14 protein-coding genes and 1 pseudogene are annotated in these 17,658 nt (G+C 71.3%); 3 read left to right on the forward strand and 12 right to left on the reverse strand.

The genetic code is table 11. The features are described from left to right. Positions 1-83: 83 nt before the first annotated feature. The 6 genes and pseudogenes from ACFQ79_RS26590 to ACFQ79_RS26615 all read right to left on the reverse strand — a co-directional run. Positions 84-905 (reverse strand): annotated as a pseudogene (locus ACFQ79_RS26590) (shikimate dehydrogenase); the annotation flags it as partial. 2 nt (positions 906-907) lie between these two features. Then, positions 908-2,728 (reverse strand): endolytic transglycosylase MltG, encoded by a 1,821-nt coding sequence (mltG, locus tag ACFQ79_RS26595; protein WP_383587893.1) that lies wholly within the window; start codon positions 2,726-2,728, stop codon positions 908-910. Positions 2,729-2,830: 102 nt separating this feature from the next. Next, positions 2,831-3,295, reverse strand: coding sequence for a Holliday junction resolvase RuvX (gene ruvX, locus ACFQ79_RS26600; protein ID WP_030316278.1), 465 nt, complete (start codon positions 3,293-3,295; stop codon positions 2,831-2,833). A 2-nt stretch (positions 3,296-3,297) separates the two neighbouring features. Then, positions 3,298-5,967, reverse strand: a complete 2,670-nt coding sequence (gene alaS, locus ACFQ79_RS26605) for an alanine--tRNA ligase (protein WP_383587896.1) — start codon at positions 5,965-5,967, stop codon at positions 3,298-3,300. Further along, positions 5,967-6,323, reverse strand: coding sequence for a DUF6167 family protein (locus ACFQ79_RS26610; RefSeq protein WP_383587899.1), 357 nt, complete (start codon positions 6,321-6,323; stop codon positions 5,967-5,969). The genes alaS and ACFQ79_RS26610 overlap by 1 nt, the downstream gene beginning before the upstream one ends. A gap of 6 nt (positions 6,324-6,329) precedes the next feature. Then, positions 6,330-6,767, reverse strand: a complete 438-nt coding sequence (locus ACFQ79_RS26615; RefSeq protein ID WP_266963967.1) for a DUF948 domain-containing protein — start codon at positions 6,765-6,767, stop codon at positions 6,330-6,332. Positions 6,768-6,925: 158 nt separating this feature from the next. On the opposite strand from ACFQ79_RS26615, the gene ACFQ79_RS26620 reads away from it, so the two are divergent. After that, entirely contained in the window at positions 6,926-9,256 is a 2,331-nt protein-coding gene (locus ACFQ79_RS26620) for an ATP-binding protein (protein ID WP_383587903.1), read from the forward strand. A gap of 48 nt (positions 9,257-9,304) precedes the next feature. On the opposite strand, the gene rpsD is transcribed toward ACFQ79_RS26620, so the two are convergent. The 6 genes from rpsD to ACFQ79_RS26650 all read right to left on the reverse strand — a co-directional run bounded on the left by rpsD (position 9,305) and on the right by ACFQ79_RS26650 (position 15,224). After that, positions 9,305-9,919: a 30S ribosomal protein S4 gene (rpsD, locus tag ACFQ79_RS26625; protein WP_024758279.1), complete on the reverse strand. Its 615-nt coding sequence runs from the start codon at positions 9,917-9,919 to the stop codon at positions 9,305-9,307. 356 nt (positions 9,920-10,275) lie between these two features. Then, positions 10,276-10,965 (reverse strand): HNH endonuclease family protein, encoded by a 690-nt coding sequence (locus ACFQ79_RS26630; protein WP_383587906.1) that lies wholly within the window; start codon positions 10,963-10,965, stop codon positions 10,276-10,278. Between the two features lie 47 nt (positions 10,966-11,012). Further along, complete coding sequence (locus ACFQ79_RS26635; RefSeq protein ID WP_030316266.1) at positions 11,013-12,365, reverse strand: replication-associated recombination protein A; 1,353 nt, start codon at positions 12,363-12,365, stop codon at positions 11,013-11,015. Positions 12,366-12,429: 64 nt separating this feature from the next. Continuing rightward, entirely contained in the window at positions 12,430-13,056 is a 627-nt protein-coding gene (locus ACFQ79_RS26640) for a vitamin K epoxide reductase family protein (protein ID WP_383587909.1), read from the reverse strand. 187 nt (positions 13,057-13,243) lie between these two features. Further along, entirely contained in the window at positions 13,244-14,506 is a 1,263-nt protein-coding gene (hisS, locus tag ACFQ79_RS26645; protein ID WP_209493841.1) for a histidine--tRNA ligase, read from the reverse strand. Positions 14,507-14,516: 10 nt separating this feature from the next. After that, positions 14,517-15,224 carry an MBL fold metallo-hydrolase gene (locus ACFQ79_RS26650; RefSeq protein ID WP_030316256.1) on the reverse strand — a complete coding sequence of 236 codons (708 nt, stop codon included), beginning with the start codon at positions 15,222-15,224 and terminating at the stop codon, positions 14,517-14,519. A 172-nt stretch (positions 15,225-15,396) separates the two neighbouring features. On the opposite strand from ACFQ79_RS26650, the gene ACFQ79_RS26655 reads away from it, so the two are divergent. After that, positions 15,397-16,200 carry a peptidylprolyl isomerase gene (locus ACFQ79_RS26655; protein ID WP_383587912.1) on the forward strand — a complete coding sequence of 268 codons (804 nt, stop codon included), beginning with the start codon at positions 15,397-15,399 and terminating at the stop codon, positions 16,198-16,200. Between the two features lie 199 nt (positions 16,201-16,399). Then, positions 16,400-17,629: a DUF349 domain-containing protein gene (locus tag ACFQ79_RS26660; protein WP_383587915.1), complete on the forward strand. Its 1,230-nt coding sequence runs from the start codon at positions 16,400-16,402 to the stop codon at positions 17,627-17,629. The last annotated feature ends 29 nt before the right edge of the window (positions 17,630-17,658 follow it).

Consider the following 17,658-nt stretch of genomic DNA (forward strand, 5'->3'; position numbering starts at 1 on the left):
CCTCCGCTCCCGGTGCGGGCCGCGTTCCGCGCCGTTCGGGTGTTCGTGGGTGCCCGGGGGGGGGGCCCGGGGCGCCCCAACGGGGCCCCCAGGGCCCGCTCCCCCGCCGCGCGCATCGCCGCGAGCGGCGCCCCGGGGACGCCGGTCATCTGCTCGACCTGGAGGACGGCCTGGTGGACGAGGAGGTCGAGGCCGCCGACCACCTTGCCGCCGCGGTCGGACCAGGCCGCGGCGAGCGCCGTCGGCCACGGGTCGTACAGGACGTCGAAGAGGGTGCCGACGGCATCGGGGACGGCGCCCGCGAGGGCGTTCGTCGTACCGGCGGGGGTGGTCGCGATCACCAGCGGGGAGGCGAAGGCCTCCGCCGCGTCGTCCCAGGCGGCGGTACGGACCTCCACGCCGAGCCGTTCGCCCCAGCCGCGCATCTCCTCGGCCCGCGCCTCGCTCCGTACGTACGCGGTGACGGGGCCGTCGCAGATCCGGGCGAGCGCGGCGAGCGCGGAGGAGGCGGTGGCGCCGGCCCCGAGGACCGCCGCCGACTCCACCTTCTCGACGCCCCGCTCCCGCAGGGCGGCGAGCATGCCGGGGATGTCGGTGTTGTCGCCGACCCGGCGGCCGTCCTCATGGAGGACGACCGTGTTCACGGCCTCGACCGAGGCGGCCGTGTCGCTGATCCCGTCGAGCAGCGGGATGACCGCCCGCTTGAGCGGCATGGTCAGCGACAGCCCGGCCCAGCTGTCGTCCAGCTCGCCGAAGAAGCCGGGCAGCCCGGCCTCGTCGACCTCGAAGCGCCCGTACGACCAGTCGTCGAGACCGAGGGCGGCGTACGCGGCCCGGTGCAGGACCGGGGAGAGCGAGTGCGCGATCGGCGAACCGAGGACGGCCGCGCGGCGGGACAGGGTCATGTTCAGTTCCCCGCGTTGAACTTGTCGACGAGCTTCTGGTGCTCGGCGAGCGTCTTGGCGAATTCGGTCTTGCTCATGCCGTCGGTGGCGACGAAGTAGATCCAGCCGTCCTTCGTCGGGTCGAGCATCGCGGCGAGAGCGTCGTTGCCCGGGTTGCTGATCGGACCGGGCGGCAGGCCCTTGTGCTTGTACGTGTTGTACGGGTCGGTGTTGCTGTTCGCCTCCTTCTCGGAGATCTTGATCTCCGACTGACCCTTCAGGTAGTTGAGGGTCGAGTCGAACTGCAGCAGCTGGAACGTCTCGCGGTTGTCCGGCGCCAGGCGGTTGTAGATGACCTCGGCCATCTTGCGGAAGTCGTCGTGCGTCTTGCCCTCCGCCTGGACCAGGCTGGCCACCGTGAGGAGCTCCCACGGCCCCTCGACGCCGAGCCCCTTGGCCTTCGCCGCGAGGTCGAGCTTCGTGTACTCCTGGTTGGCGCGCGCGACCATCTTGCGGAGCGCGTCCTCCGGCTTGCTGCTCTTGGCCACCGGGTAGCTCGCCGGGTAGAGGAACCCTTCCAGCGGGTCCTTGATGTCGGGGTGCTTCTTGGCCCATTCGGGCAGTCCGAGGCTGTCCGCCTTCGCGCGGGCGACTTCCTTGGCGGTGCCCGGCTTGAGGTCGAGGCGCTTGTCGAGCTGGTCGTACACCCAGGCGTTCCGCTTGCCCTCGGGAATGACGAGGTTGGCCTGGCTGGCCGGGTCGAGCATCATCTTCACCGCGTTCTCGGCCGACATCTCCTTCTTCAGCGTGTAGACGCCCGCCTGGATGGAGAGGCCCTTGGAGTTGCGCCCCTGCGCCGAGACGAAGGCGTCGACGCTCTTGACGACGCCCGCCTTCTTGAGGATGTTGCCGATCTCGTTGCCGAGCGCGCCCTTCGGGATCTCGACCTGGACGTCTCCCGAGCCCGTGCCCGCGTAGTCCTCCGCCGCGCCGAACTGGCCCTGCCAGAACTGGTAGCCGAAGTAGCCGACGCCGCCGACGCCGCCCGCGAGGACGAGCGCGACGACCAGGCAGGCCATGCCGTTCTTGCCCTTGCGCTTGTTCGCCTTGCTCCGGCGTTCGCGGTCGCCGCCGCGGGAGCCCCGGCCGCGGCCCGGCTCCTCGTCGTACTCGTCCTCGTCCGGGTCTTCCTCGCCGGTGAAGAAGGGATGCTTCTCCTCCTCCGGCTCCGGCTGTGCCTCTTCCTCCGGCGCCCAGTCGATCACCGGCTCCGGCGGGTTCTGCCGGCGGCCGGGAGGCTGGGGCGGGGGGTACGCCTCGGGCGTGCCGTACAGGTCGGGGTTCTGGCCGCCGTACGGATCGGCCGGAGTCCCGCCGTACGGCATCGCCGCCTGGCCCGTCTCCCAGTTGCCGTCGTACTGCTGTCCGAGGTGCCCGGGCGTGTCGTAGCCGCCCTGGTCCTGGTACCCCGACCCGTACTGCTGCTGCTGATGTTGTTGCTGGTGCTGCTGTTGTTGCTGCTCGTACGCCTGCTGGTACTGCTGCTGGGCGTGCTGCTGGTACTGCGCCTGCGGATCGACGTACCCCTGCTGCTGGTACTGCTGCTGCGCATGCTGCTGCTGGTGGTTCTGCTGGTACGGGTCGCCCTCGTACGCCTGCGGGACCTGACCGGTCTGACCGCCCTGCCCGTACGGGTCCTGGTAGCCGTGAGCGCCCTGGCCGTACTGGTTTGCCTGCTGCGGGTGCGGGTAGTGCTGCTGCTGGCCCTCCCACCCCTGGTCCCCGTACAGCGGGTCCCCGGGGTGCCACGGTTCGGAGCCGGGGCTCCGGCCATACTCAGTCATCGATCCCCAAAACAGCCGCGAGGCTTCCGGACGATCCGCCTCTACGTAGTGCGGCAGCTGTTCGAACACCGCCGCATCGCGCGGAACGTTACCGTATCGCGATCAGATGACCACTTCGACGCCCTCGCCGGGCGGATTACCTGATACCCGTTCGGACTCAAGAGCGTTCTGAAGGATGATCACAGCGGCGGCCTGATCGATGACGGACCGCCCCTTCTTGGCCTTCACACCGGAGGCCCGCAGCCCCTGGGTCGCGGTGACCGTGGTCATCCGCTCGTCGACCAGCCGGACCGGCACCGGGGCGATGCCCTTGGCCATCTCCCCGGCGAAGGCACGGACCTTGGTCGCGGCCGGACCCTCCCGCCCGCTGAGCGAGCGGGGCAGGCCCACGACGACCTCGATCGGCTCGTACTCCTCGACGATCTGGCGGAGCCGCCGGTGGGCGGCCGGGACGTCACGTCCCGGCACGGTCTCCACCGGCGTGGCGAGGACCCCGTCGGGGTCGCACGAGGCGACCCCGATCCGGGCGTCCCCGACATCGACCGCGATACGGCGGCCGCGACGCATCGTCACGCCGTCTCCACCACGAGACGCTCGACGGCGGCGATGGCCTCGCCGACGGCCTGCGGGTTCGTACCGCCGCCCTGGGCGACGTCCGGCTTGCCGCCGCCACCGCCACCGAGGGTCTTGGCGGCCGTGCGGACCAGCTCGCCGGCCTTGAGACCGCGCTCGCGGGCGGCCTCGTTGGTGGCGATGACCGTGAGCGGCTTGCCGTTGGCCGTGGTGAACAGGGCGACGACGGCCGGGCGGTCGGACGGGAAGCGGCCGCGGATGTCGAGGACCAGCTTGCGCAGGTCGTCGGCGCCGGTGCCGTCCTGGACCTGGCCGGTGACGAGGGCGAGGCCGCGGATGTCCTGGGCGGAGTCGACGAGACCGGCGGCGGCCTGGAGGACCTTCTCCGCGCGGAACTTCTCGATCTCCTTCTCGGCGTCCTTCAGCTTGCCGAGCATGGCGGAGATCTTCTCGGGAAGCTCCTCCGGACGGCCCTTGACCAGCTCCTGGAGCTGGGCGACGACCGTGTGCTCGCGGGCGAGGAAGTTGTACGCGTCGACACCCACGAGGGCCTCGATACGGCGCACACCCGAACCGATGGACGACTCGCCGAGGAGCTTCACCAGACCCAGCTGGGCGGTGTTGCCGACGTGCGTGCCGCCGCACAGCTCCTTGGAGAAGTCGCCGATGGTGACGACGCGGACCTGCTCGCCGTACTTCTCGCCGAACTCGGCGATGGCGCCCTGGCGCTTGGCCTCGTTGATCGGCATGACCTCGGCGTGCACCTCCAGCTCGCGCGAGAGGACCTCGTTGATCTTCTGCTCGACGTCGGTGAGGACCGCGCCGGGGACGGCGTTCGGCGAACCGAAGTCGAAGCGGAAGCGGCCGGGCTGGTTCTCGGAACCGGCCTGGGCGGCCGTCGGGCCGAGGGCGTCGCGCAGCGCCTGGTGGGTGAGGTGGGTGGCCGAGTGGGCGCGGGCGATGGCCCGGCGGCGGCGCACGTCGATGGTGGCGTAGGCGGTGGCGCCCACGGTCACCTCGCCGACCTGCACGGAACCCTTGTGCACGGAGACACCGGGAACGGGCTGCTGGACGTCACGGATCTCGATGACCGCGCCGCTGTGCAGCTTGATCCGGCCCTGGTCGGCGATCTGACCGCCGCCCTCGGCGTAGAACGGGGTGCGGTCGAGGACGACCTCGACCTCGTCGCCCTCGGAAGCGGCCGGCGAGGAGACGCCGTTGACGAGGAGGCCGACGACCGTGCTCTCGCCCTCGGTGTTGGTGTAGCCGGTGAACTCGGTGGCGCCGTTGCTGTCGGCGATCTCCCGGTACGAGGTCATGTCGGCGTGGCCGGTCTTCTTCGCCTTGGCGTCGGCCTTGGCGCGGTCCCGCTGCTCCTTCATCAGGCGGCGGAAGCCGTCCTCGTCCACGGAGAGGCCCTGCTCGGAGGCCATCTCCAGGGTGAGGTCGATCGGGAAGCCCCAGGTGTCGTGGAGCAGGAACGCCTTGTCGCCGGAGAGGATCGTGCCGCCGGCGGCCTTCGTCTCGGTGACGGCGGTGTCGAGGATGTTGGTGCCGCCCTTGAGGGCCTTGAGGAAGGCGGCCTCTTCGGCGAGGGCGACGGTCTCGATGCGCTTGCGGTCGGTGACCAGCTCCGGGTACTGCTCGCCCATCGTGTTGATCACGGTGTCGACGAGCTCCTGGACGACCGGACCGGTGGCGCCGAGCAGGCGCATGTTGCGGACGGCGCGGCGCATGATGCGGCGCAGCACGTAGCCGCGGCCCTCGTTGCCGGGGGTGACGCCGTCGCCGATGAGCATGACGGACGTGCGCATGTGGTCGGCGACCACGCGCAGCGAGACGTCGCTGTCGTGGGCCTTGCCGTAGGCGACGCCGGTGAGCTCGGTGGCCTTGTCGATGACGACCTGGAGGGTGTCCGTCTCGTACATGTTCTGGACGCCCTGGAGGATCATCGCCAGGCGCTCCAGACCGAGGCCCGTGTCGATGTTCTTCGACGGCAGCTCGCCGAGGATCGGGAAGTCGTCCTTCCCGGTGCCCTCGCCGCGCTCGTACTGCATGAAGACCAGGTTCCAGATCTCCACGTACCGCTCGTCGTTGACGGCCGGGCCGCCCTCGACGCCGAACTCGGGGCCGCGGTCGTAGTTGATCTCGGAGCACGGGCCGCAGGGGCCGGGAACGCCCATGGACCAGTAGTTGTCCTTCTTGCCGAGGCGCTGGATGCGCTCGGCGGGGACGCCGACGACGTCGCGCCAGATCTGCTCGGCCTCGTCGTCCTCCTGGTAGACGGTGATCCAGAGCTTCTCCGGCTCGAGCCCGTAGCCGCCGTGCTCCACCGGGGTGGTCAGCAGCTCCCAGGCGAGCTTGATGGCGCCTTCCTTGAAGTAGTCGCCGAAGGAGAAGTTGCCGCACATCTGGAAGAACGTGCCGTGGCGGGTCGTCTTGCCGACCTCTTCGATGTCCGGCGTACGCACGCACTTCTGCACGCTGGACGCGCGCGTGAAGGGCGGCTTGACCTCACCCAGGAAGTAGGGCTTGAAGGGCACCATGCCGGCGGGGACGAGCAGCAGAGTCGGGTCGTCCGCGATGAGCGACGCCGAAGGGACGACGGTGTGCCCGCGCTCCTCGAAGAAGCTCAGCCAGCGGCGGCGGATTTCAGCCGACTCCATCAGTGGTCCTCATTCCGGTTGTACGAGATCGTGGGAATTGCATGCGTGGTCGGGTACGGGGTGGAGCCGAGGGCGCCACGGCGGCGCGGCTCCGGAAGCTCCCGGGCCTGGGCCGGGCCCGGCTCGCCGGGCGCGTCGAGGCCGAGTGCCTCCTCCAGTTCGGCCTCCCGCTGGACCATGCCCGCCCTCACGTCGAGGGCGAAGTCCTTGAGGCGGTGGCCGGTCTCGATCGCCTTGTTCGCCGCCTGGGCCGCGAGGCTCTCGGGGGTCAGCTGCTTCAGCTTCCGGTTGACCTTGGTGGTGGCCCACACGCCGGCGGCTGCGCCGGCCGTGAACCAGAACGTGCGGCGGAACATCGCGGCTCAGCCCTTCTGCTTCCGGCGTCGCGAGGACGGCACGGTACGGCCGACGATCACAGTACGTCGCGAGGCGGTCCGCGGCACGTCCGCGCCGTCCCCGCCGCGGCCCAGCGCCTTGCGCACCCCGTAGCCGAAGGCCGCGACCTTGACGAGCGGGCCGCCGAAGGTGGAGGCGACGGTGGAGGAGAGCGCGGAGGCGTTGGAGGTGACCTCCTGGACGTCCGAGGCGATGGCGTCGACCCGGTCGAGCTGGGTCTGTGCCGAGCGGACGGTCGCGGAGGCGTCGGCCAGCAGGGGAACGGCCTGCTCGGTCACGTCCGCCACCATCTTGGTGGTCGCCCTGAGCGTCTGCGCCAGCCTCACCAGAACCACGGCGAGGAAGGAGACCAGGATCGCCCAGAAGACGGCCACCAGGATCCCGGCAACCTCTCCACCGGTCACTCTGCACCGCTCTCTGCTGTCGTTGGGCCCTTACGAAAAGTCGTCCCCCGACCCTATCGCGCCCGGGCTGTCGCGCCGCACCGCATTACCGCCTGTGGGACGGGAGTTACGGGAACCGATTGTACGGAGCGCGCGGGGGTGAGTACGCTCCGTGTCCCATGCGACGGAGCAATCTCCCGGCGGAGCTCAACCGGTTCGTCGGACGGACCACCGAGCAGGCCGCACTGACGGCGCTCCTCGACGCGTCTCGCCTGGTCACGGTCGTGGGTGTGGGCGGCGTCGGCAAGACCCGGCTCGCCCTGAGGGCTGCCACGAGGGTGCAGAAACGCTACAGCGACGGGGTACGGCTCGCCGAGCTCGCGCCACTGCGCGACCCCGAGCTGATCGAGTACGCCCTGGTCGAGGCGCTCGACCTGACCGACCACACTCCGCGCCCCCCGCGCGAGGTGCTCGTCGAGCACCTCGCCGAGCGGCGCACGCTGCTGGTCGTCGACGGTTTCGAGCACCTCGTGGAGGACTGCGCGCCGCTGGTGCGGGAACTCCTCGAGCACGCTCCCGGGCTCACCGTCCTCGCGATCGGCAGGCGACCCCTGCGGGTGGCGGGCGAGGCCGTGTTCCCGCTGGCGCCGCTGGGCGAGGAGGACGCGATGACGCTGCTCGCGGAGCGGGCGGCGGAGGCGGGCGCGCCGAGCCTGCCGGGACCGGGTGCGGGGCGCGGGGCAGGGGCCGGGGCAGGCGTCGGAGCCGGGGCCGGAGCCGGGGCCTTGCGCGGTGTTCCCGCGTCGGCGGGCGCGTCCGTCCGCCGGGGCACGGACGCGGCCCGGCCCGGCGTCCCGGGAGGTCGGGCCGGAGTCCCGGCCCCGGCCGGCGGCCGGGACGCCGTACGGGAGCTGTGCCGGCGCCTCGACGGGATTCCGCTCGCGCTCGAACTGGCGGCCGGGCGGCTGCCGCTGCTCTCCGTCGAACAGATGCTGTACCGCCTCGACGACCGCTTCCGGCTCCTCACGGACGGCGCGCGCGGGGCGCTCCCCCGCCATCAGACGCTGCGCACCGCCATCGGCTGGAGCCATGAGCTGTGCACCCCGGAGGAGCGGCTCCTCTGGGCGCGGCTCTCCGTCTTCCCCGGCCCCTTCGACCTGGAGGCGGTGGAGTACGTGTGCGGGGGCCCGGAGCTCCCGCCGGAGCGGATCCTCGATCTGCTCGGGGGGCTGCTCGCGCAGTCGCTGCTCACGCGGGAGGACACCCCGACCGGTTCCGCGTACCGGATGCTCGACACGGTCTCGGCGTACGGGGCGGAGTGGCTCGCGGCGCTCGACGACACCGAGCGGATGCGGCGGCGGCACCGCGACTGGTACATGGGCCTGGCCACCTGGTGCGAGCTGGAGTGGTTCAGCCCGCGCCAGCCCGAGGTGGCGGCCCTGACGGAGGCGGCGCTGCCGCATCTGCGGGCGGCCCTCGAGCTCTGTCTCGAGCTGCCGGAGGACGCGCATCTCGCCCAGCACCTGGCCGGCACGCTCTGGTTCGCGTGGGTGGGCTGCGGGCGTCTCTCGGAGGGCCGGCACTGGCTGGACCGGGCTCTGGCTCTCGAGTCCGGCCACGAGGAGGCACGGCTCAAGGCGCTGTGGGTGCTCGGGTACGTGGCGGTGCTGCAGGGCGACGGTACGGCGGCGGTGGCGGCGCTCCACGAGTGCGGGGAGCGGGCCAGGTCCTCGCGGAACGCGCTTGCGGAGGCGTACGCGACGCACCGGATGGGCTGTCTCGCGCTGCTCACGGACGACATGCCGCGGGCCGAGGAGCTGATCGGGCGGGCCCTGGACGCGTACCGGGAGCTCGGCGAGCTGAACAGCAATGTGCTGATGGCACAGATCGAGCTGGCGATGGCGCGGGCTTTCCGGGGCGACCAGGAGGGGGCGGGCGCGCTCTCCCGGGAGGTCAGGGAGGTCTGCGAGGAGCGGGGCGAGCTGTGGGCCCGGGCGTACGCCCTCTATGTGCTGGGGTATCTGGCCTGGACCCGGGGCGCGTTCGGGGAGGCGCGGGAGCTGCTCACCGAGTGCGTGGCGATCAACGACAGCTTCCGTGATCTGGTCGGCCTCGTCCTGGCCATCGAGCTGCTCGCCCTGGTGACGGTGAGCGAGGGCGACGCGGCGGAGGCCGCTGTCCTCCAGGGGGCGGCGGTCCCGGTGTGGGACACGGTGGGTGTCCGGCTCTTCGGCTCGGAGGCGTTCGACGTGCCGAGGGCGCTGTGCGAGCGGCAGGCCGAGGAGGCGCTCGGTGCGGAGGCGTACGGCGCCGCGTTCCGGGCGGGTCAGGGGCTCTCGGCGGCGGAGGCGGTGGAGCGCGCGCTCGTGGCCGGCCGGGGTCCGGCCGTCGCCGTCCCTGCGGAGGGGTCCGCCCCGCGTCCGTTCCGCACCGCCGGCACGGCGGCCGTCCCGGGAACGCGGAAGCCCGCCGGCTCCCCCACCGGTAAGGGCGGGGAAGCGGCGGGCTGAACACCGCGGGGGTGGTACTACGTCCCCCGGCCTGCGCCGGGGCCCGGATCAGCGGGCGTAGTACTCGACGACCAGCTGCTCGTCGCAGATGACCGGGATCTCCTTGCGGTTCGGGTCGCGGTCGAGGCGGAAGGCCAGGGCCTTCAGGTTGACCTGCAGGTAGCGCGGGGTCTCACCGTCGGCGGCGAAGCCACCCTCACGGGCGACCTCGAACAGCGGCTTGGTGCGGCTGCGCTCGCGGACCATCACGACGTCGTCGGGACGGACGCGGAACGACGGCTTGTCGACCTTGCCACCGTTGACCTGGATGTGGCCGTGGACGACCATCTGGCGGGCCTGGTAGATGGTGCGGGCGATGCCCGAACGCAGGACCAGGGCGTCGAGGCGACGCTCGAGCTCGACGACCAGCGCCTCGCCCGTCTTGCCTTCGGCCTTCTTGGCGCGGTCGTAGGCGCGCGCCATCTGGCGCTCGCTGATGTCGTACTGGGCGCGCAGACGCTGCTTCTCGAGCAGACGGACCTTGTAGTCCGAGTTCTGCTTGCGGCCACGGCCGTGCTCGCCCGGCGGGTAGGGGCGGGCCTCGAAGTACTTGACAGCCTTCGGGGTCAGCGCGATGCCGAGGGCACGCGACTTCTTGACCTTGGGACGGGACTGGTTCGGCATGAACCAACCTCTCTACTGGTACGAAACGGCTTCACCAGGGTTAGGGGAGGTCGCATCCGCAGCCGGGAAACCCGTCGGGTCCGTACAGGACGGACCGTGCCGGGCAGCCGCTCCCAGGTCTGGGCACGTACGTGCAGCACGCGAACGACCCACCGCCGTTCCCGGGATTCCGGGTGGTGGTGGGTGGCACGCGACACCTTCGAAGGTGCGCGACGCTCCTGGAAACCCCGCCCGAGGGCCGGGTCTCCGGCTGACTGTCCCGTTCTGGTGTGCCGACCGGAGCCGGACACGGGACGCAGCAATCCCGACCAGTGTACCGGCTCCGCGGGACTCCCTCGCACGCGGTCCCGGCGGCCTCAGCGGCAGGTGGCGAGCAGCTCCTCGACGGCCTTCTTCTCCGGCGGGGACACCGTGAGACCGTACTTCGCCTTGATCCCGGTCCAGCGCCGACCGTACTCGCACCAGTACGCGCTCCTCGGCGGCCGCCACCTGTCCGGGGTCTTGCTGCTCTTGTCGTGGTTCGTCTGCTTGTCGGTGGCGAGCAGCACGTCCAGGTCGTTGGCGTACGTCAGCCGCCGCTCGGGCGTCCACGCCCAGGCGCCGGCGCGCCAGGCCGCGCCGAGCGCGACGACGTGGTCGGTCTGGATCTGTGAGGCCTTGCGGTACGAGTAGGGCAACTCCTTGCCGGTGTACGGGTCGCGCAGGACGCCGGACAGGACGACGCAGGGGTTCCGGTCGCCGAGCCGGACGTCGTCGAGGTCCCGGTGGAGCACGTCGTCCCGGGTGTCACAGCCGTTGCGCCCGCCGGGGGCGTCGGTCCGGTCGGACCAGCCGTTCCCGAACTTCGCGCGCTCGTACGTCCGCCAGTTCTCGCCCCAGGCGACCCGGAGGGCCGCGAGCTGGGTCCGCGCCTGTGCGGGGGTGGGCGGGAAGCCGGGGGTGACGAGAGGGAGGGCGGAGGACGTCGGCCTGGTCTCCGTGGCTTCGCGGGGTGCGCATGCGACGACGCCCAAGGCCAGGACCAGCACACCTGCTGTACGGATCATGGGGCGAGGCTAGGGGTGCGGGGTGCCGGTGCCGGCGAAGGGCGCGCCTACTCGTCGCCCTTCAGGCGGGCCCTCACACGCTCCACCACGTCCGCGTATCGCGCCTCCGCGCCGTAGCGGGTCGGTTCGTAGTACTGGCGGCCGTGGATGGTGTCCGGGGCGTACTGCTGGGCCGCGATGCCGCCCGGGACGTCATGGGGGTAGACGTAGCCCTGGGCGTGGCCGAGCTTCGCCGCGCCCTTGTAGTGGCCGTCGCGCAGATGCGGCGGGACCGATCCGGCGAGGCCGTTGCGCACGTCCGCCAGGGCGGCGCCGATCGCGGTGGTCGCCGCGTTCGACTTCGGGGCCAGGGCCAGGGCGATCGTCGCGTGGCTCAGGGTGAGCGCCGCCTCGGGGAAGCCGATCATCGCGACGGCCTGCGCGGCGGCGACGGCGATCGGCAACGCGTTCGGGTCGGCGAGACCGATGTCCTCGCTCGCGGAGATCATGAGGCGCCGGGCGATGAACCGCGGGTCCTCCCCCGCCTCGATCATCCGGGCCAGGTAGTGCAGGGCCGCGTCCACGTCCGAGCCGCGGATCGACTTGATCAGCGCGCTGGCCACGTCGTAGTGCTGGTCACCGTCCCGGTCGTACTTCACGGCCGCGCGGTCGACGGTCTCCTCGACCGTCTCCAGGGTGATCTCCGGCTCGCCCTTGGCGATGGCCGCGCCGGCGGCCGCCTCCAGGGCGGTCAGGGCGCGCCGGGCGTCGCCGCCCGCGACGCGGAGGAGGTGGGCCTCGGCGTCCTCAGGGAGGGTCACCGCCCCGCCGAGCCCGCGCTCGCCGGTGAGCGCCCGGGCCATCAGACCGCGCAGGTCGTCGTCGGTCAGCGGCTCGAGGGTGAGGAGCAGGGAGCGGGAGAGGAGCGGGGAGATGATCGAGAAGTACGGGTTCTCCGTGGTGGCCGCGATGAGCGTCACCCAGCGGTTCTCGACGGCGGGCAGCAGCGAGTCCTGCTGGGCCTTGGAGAAGCGGTGGATCTCGTCGAGGAAGAGGACGGTCTCCTTGCCGTAGCCACCGACCGCGCGGCGGGCTCCGTCGATGACGGCGCGGACCTCCTTGACGCCCGCGGTGATCGCCGACAGCTCCACGAACCGCTTGTTGGTCGCCTTGGAGACCACGTACGCCAGGGTCGTCTTCCCGATGCCGGGCGGGCCCCAGAGGATGACGGACGAGGCGCCGGCGGGGCCGCCGTCGCCGTCGCCCACGAGTCGGCGCAGCGGCGATCCGGGCTTGAGCAGGTGCTTCTGCCCCACCACCTCGTCGAGGGTGCGCGGGCGCATCCGGACGGCCAGCGGGCTGCTGGCGGGGTCCTTCTCCTGGCGGTCTTCGGCTGCTGCGGTAAAGAGGTCGGGCTCCACAGTCATGAAGCCTAGGTCACGCCACCGACAGCGCCGTCTCCGCCGGCGGACCGCCTGCGGGCGGTCAGCTGGTCCAGAAGTCCCACCAGCGGGTCAGGATCAGCATGCCGATGATCCCGATGTGCAGGACGGGGAGGACCCAGGTGAACTCGTCGAAGAAGGTCCTGAGGCCGCGGGGGGCGGGGATGACCCCGCTGCGGACGTTGTGCGAGGTCACGTACCAGAACATGACGATGGTGGCGACCCAGGCCAGGCAGCACCACAGGCACAGCGAGTTGATCTCGTACAGCGACTGGTACATCAGCCAGGTGCAGAACCCGACGCCGAACAGGGTGCCGGCGTTGAGGCCGAGCCAGTACCAGCGGCGGTAGCGGGCGCCTGCGAGCAGGGCGAGACCGATCGCGATCACCATGGCGTACGTGACGAGGCCGAGCATCGGGTTCGGGAAGCCGAAGACCGAGGCCTGCTCGCTCTTCATGATGTTGCCGCAGGAGACGATCGGGTTGAGGCTGCACCCGGGGACGAAGTTCGGGTCTTCCAGGAGCTTGAACTTGTCGATCGTGATGACCCAGGCGGCGAGCACCCCGGCCGCTCCGGTGATCACGAGCATCCAGGCGAAGGCCCTGCTCGCCCCGATCGTGCCGTCTTCGTGCCGGCCGGACGCGGCCTCGTCCACCGCTGCCTTCGTCATGTCGCCTGTTCCCTCGCTCGCGAGCCTTGTGGGCACGGTCATTCTGCCGTACGGGGCGGCGCGCCCACCGTTCGCCGGGGATAAGTGAAGCGAACATAAGGGCGAAGGGAAGGGGCCCGGACCCACGCGCGTGCGTGTGGTCCGGGCCCCTTCCCCGGAAAGCCCGTCAGGCTCTGCGGAACGTCCGTCAGGCCAGCTTGGCCCGTACCGCGTCGAGCAGCGCGTCCACGGCGACGGCCTGCTGCTCGCCGGACTCCATGTCCTTGAGCTGGACGACGCCCTCGGCGAGGTCGCGCTCACCGGCGACGACGGCGAGCCGGGCGCCGGAGCGGTTGGCGTCCTTCATCGCGCCCTTGAGGCCCTTGCCGCCGAACGAGAAGTCCGCGGAGACGCCCTCCCGGCGCAGCTCGGTGACCTTGCCGAAGAGGGTCCGGCGCGCCTCCTCGCCGATGGCCACGGCGAAGACGCTGGTGACGGCGGGGAGGTCGAGCTCGATGCCCTCCGCCTCCAGGGCGAGGACCGTGCGGTCCACCCCGAGCGCCCAGCCGACGGACGGCAGCGCGGGGCCGCCGATCATCTCGGAGAGGCCGTCGTAGCGACCGCCGCCGCCGACCGCCGACTGCGAGCCGAGACCGCCGTGGACGAACTCGAAGGTCGTGCGGGTGTAGTAGTCCAGGCCGCGCACCAGCTTGGCGTCGTCCTCGAACTCCACGCCCGCCGCGGTGACCAGGGCGCGCACCTCCTCGTGGTACGCCTTGCACGCGTCGCAGAGGTAGTCGCCGAGCAGCGGGGCGCCGACGAGCTGCTTCTGCACGGACTCGCGCTTGTCGTCGAGGACGCGCAGCGGGTTGATCTCGGCCCGGCGCAGGGTCTCCTCGTCGAGGTCGAGCCCGCGCAGGAAGCCCTGGAGCGCCTCGCGGTAGACGGGACGGCACTCCTTGTCGCCGAGCGAGTTGAGCAGGATGCGGAAGTTCCGCAGCCCGAGGGAGCGGTACGCCTGGTCGGCCAGGATGATCAGCTCGGCGTCGAGCGCCGGGTCCTCGGCGCCGATCGCCTCGGCACCGACCTGGGAGAAGTGGCGGTAGCGGCCCGCCTGGGCCCGCTCGTAGCGGTAGTACGAGCCGGAGTACCAGAGCTTCACCGGCAGGTTGCCCTGCTTGTGCAGGTTGGCCTGGAGGGCCGCGCGCAGGACGGACGCGGTGCCCTCGGGGCGGAGGGCGAGGTGGTCGTTGCCCTTCGTGGTGAGGGTGTACATCTCCTTGGTCACGATGTCGGTGGACTCGCCGACACCGCGGGAGAACAGCTCGACGTTCTCGAAACCGGGCGTCTCGATGTAGCCGTAGCCGGAGTTCCTCAGCGGCGTGGAGATCGCGTCCCGGACCGCCAGGAACGTGGCGGAGCGGGGCGGGATCAGGTCGTACGTGCCCTTGGGGGCCTGAAAGGTGCTCACGAAAGTCTCGTCACATTCCTCGTCGGGGAGCGTCCGTGCTCCCGAGACCGGCGGCCACGTCCCGCAGATAGGGGTTCGTGGCGCGCTCCTGGCCGATGGTCGTCTGGGGACCGTGTCCCGACAGCACCACGGTCGAGTTGTCGAGCGGCAGGCACACACGGGCCAGCGAAGCGAGCATCTCGTCCATGTCACCGCCGGGAAGGTCGGTGCGTCCGATGGAGCCGGCGAACAGCAGGTCCCCGGAGAAGAACACGGAGGGGATCTCCGTGGTCTCCGGCATCCTGAAGGTCACCGACCCCTTGGTATGACCGGGCGCGTGGGCGACGGAGAAGTCCAGACCGGCGAGCTTCAGCTCGGCCCCGTCCGTCAGTTCTCGCACGTCGTCGGGCTCTCCCACGGTCAGCTCGCCCATGAGGGGCATTCCGATGGAGCGGCCGAGGGCCTTCTCCGGGTCGCTCATCATGTAGCGGTCGGACGGGTGGATCCACGCGGGGACGTCATGGGCGCCGCACACCGGGACGACGGAGGCGACGTGGTCGATGTGTCCATGGGTGAGGACGACGGCGACGGGCTTGAGCCGATGCTTCTTCAGCGTCTCCTCGACACCCTGGGCGGCCTGGTGGCCCGGGTCGATGATCACGCACTCCTCGCCTGCGGCGGGGGCGACCAGATAGCAGTTGGTCCCCCAGGCCCCGGCGGGGAACCCGGCAATCAGCACGTTCGTCCTTAGATGTCGTCCGGCACGAGGGCGCGGAATTCGCGGAACCCGCGGAAAACGCGGAATACGGCAGATCAGAGCCTACCGGCGGTGCCGGTTCCACAGCCAACCCGTATACGGTACGGGCACACCCGGCCAGGACAGGAACAGACGAGCGACAGGAGCGGAACCGGTGGTCACCAGCGATCAGCGGCGGCGGCAGCTTGCCAGGGAGAAGTACGCGCGGCAGCAGCAGCGGCGGGAGGAGAACCGGCGCAAGGCGAAGCGCCGCAACACCGTCATCGCGGCCGCCCTCGCGGTGGTCCTCGCAGCGGGCGGCGCGGTGTACGCGTCCGTGGCGCTGACGGGCGACGACACCAAGGACAACGCGGGCTCCGACAACTCGGCGAGCAGCTCGCCCAGCAGCCCCGCGCCCTCGCAGAGCGAGTCGTCGAGCGCCGAGCCGAAGATGTCGGTGGACGCCAAGGCCACGTACGCCATGGCGCTCAAGACGAACGAGGGCGCCATCACCATCACCATGGACGCGGCGAAGACCCCGCGCACGGTGAACTCCTTCTCGCACCTCGCGGGGAAGAAGTACTTCGACGGGACGAAGTGCCACCGCCTCACCACCAGCGGGATCTTCGTGCTCCAGTGCGGCGACCCCAAGGGCGACGGCACCGGCGGCCCGGGCTACACCATCCCGGACGAGAACCTGGGCGCCCTCGGCAAGGCGGGCGCGGACGGCTCGGTCACCTACCCCGCGGGCACCGTGGCGATGGCTAACACCGGGCAGCCGGGCAGCGGCGGCTCGCAGTTCTTCCTCGTCTACAAGGACACCAAGCTGCCGCCGAGCTACACGCCGTTCGGAAAGATCGACGCGGCCGGCCTCCAGGTGGTCGGGGACGTCGCCGAGGCCGGTGTCGCGGGCGGCGCCGGCGACGGCGCCCCGAAGAAGGCCGTCACCATCGAGAAGGCGACCGTCACGAAGAAGTGAGCCGGGGTCCGCACGCACGCGTGACCGCCGAATCTCGGTCGCGCTGAGTGCGGACAGCCGGGCCGCCGTTCGCCTAGATTGGCGTTGTGCAGCGTTGGGCCGTCGGCCGCGCTGCGGAAGGCGGGCGAGGCCCGCCGGGAAACTGTGGACGATGCCCGGGGGGTACGACCCCGCGACGGCATCATGGTGAGGAGGCGCTGTGAGCAGCGACCCGTGGGGCCGCGTCGACGAGACGGGCACCGTGTACGTGCGGACGGCCGAAGGCGAGAAGGTCGTCGGATCGTGGCAGGCCGGCACCCCTGAGGAGGCTCTGGCCTACTTCGAGCGCAAGTACGAGGGCTTGGTTGTCGAGATCGGCCTCCTCGAGAAGCGGGTGAAGACCACCGACCTCTCGGCGAAGGACGCCACCGCGGCGATCGAGCACATCCGCCAGCAGATCGACGAGCACCACGCCGTCGGCGACCTGGCCGCGCTCGCGACCCGCCTCGACAAGCTCGTCGAGACGGTCGACTCGCGCCGCGAGGAGCGCAAGGCCCAGAAGGCCAAGCAGACCGACGAGGCGCGCTCCGCCAAGGAGAAGCTCGTCACCGAGGCCGAGGAGCTGGCCCAGAGCGAGCAGTGGCGCTCCGCGGGCGAGCGGCTGCGCGCGCTCGTGGACACCTGGAAGGGCCTGCCCCGGCTCGACCGCAAGTCCGACGACGAGCTGTGGCACCGCTTCTCGCACGCCCGCTCCGCGTTCTCGAAGCGCCGCAAGGCCCACTTCGCCTCGCTCGACGCCCAGCGCGAGGACGCCCGCAAGGCCAAGGAGCGCCTGGTCGCCGAGGCGGAGTCGCTTTCGAGCTCCACCGACTGGGGCACCACGGCGGCCCGCTACCGCGACCTGATGACGGAGTGGAAGGCGGCCGGCCGCGCCCAGCGCGAGCACGAGGACGACCTGTGGAACCGCTTCCGCGGTGCCCAGGACGTCTTCTTCGCGGCGCGCGGCGAGGTCTTCGCCGAGCGGGACGCGGAGCAGACCGAGAACCTCAAGCTCAAGGAGGAGCTCGCGACCGAGGCCGAGAAGCTGCTGCCGGTGTCGGACCTGAAGGCGGCGCGCGCCGCCTTCCGCTCCCTCAACGAGCGGTGGGAGGCCGTCGGCCACGTCCCGCGTGACGCCCGCCCCAAGGTCGAGGGCCGGATGCACACGGTGGAGCGGGCCATCCAGGAGGCCGAGGAGACCGAGTGGCGCCGGACGAACCCGGAGGCACGCGCGCGTGCCGCGGGTCTGACCGGTCAGCTCCAGGACGCGGTCGAGAAGCTGCGCAAGCAGATCGACGCGGCCCGCGCCGCCGGCAACGACGCCAAGGCCGACAAGCTCTCCCGGGAGCTGGAGGGCCGCCAGGCCCTGCTCGACCAGGCCATGAAGGGCCTGGAGGAGTTCGGCGGCTGACGCGGCCGTGACCGTACGAGGAAGGCCCC

Source organism: Streptomyces sp. NPDC056480 (genome assembly GCF_042795405.1).
Lineage (GTDB): Bacteria > Actinomycetota > Actinomycetes > Streptomycetales > Streptomycetaceae > Streptomyces.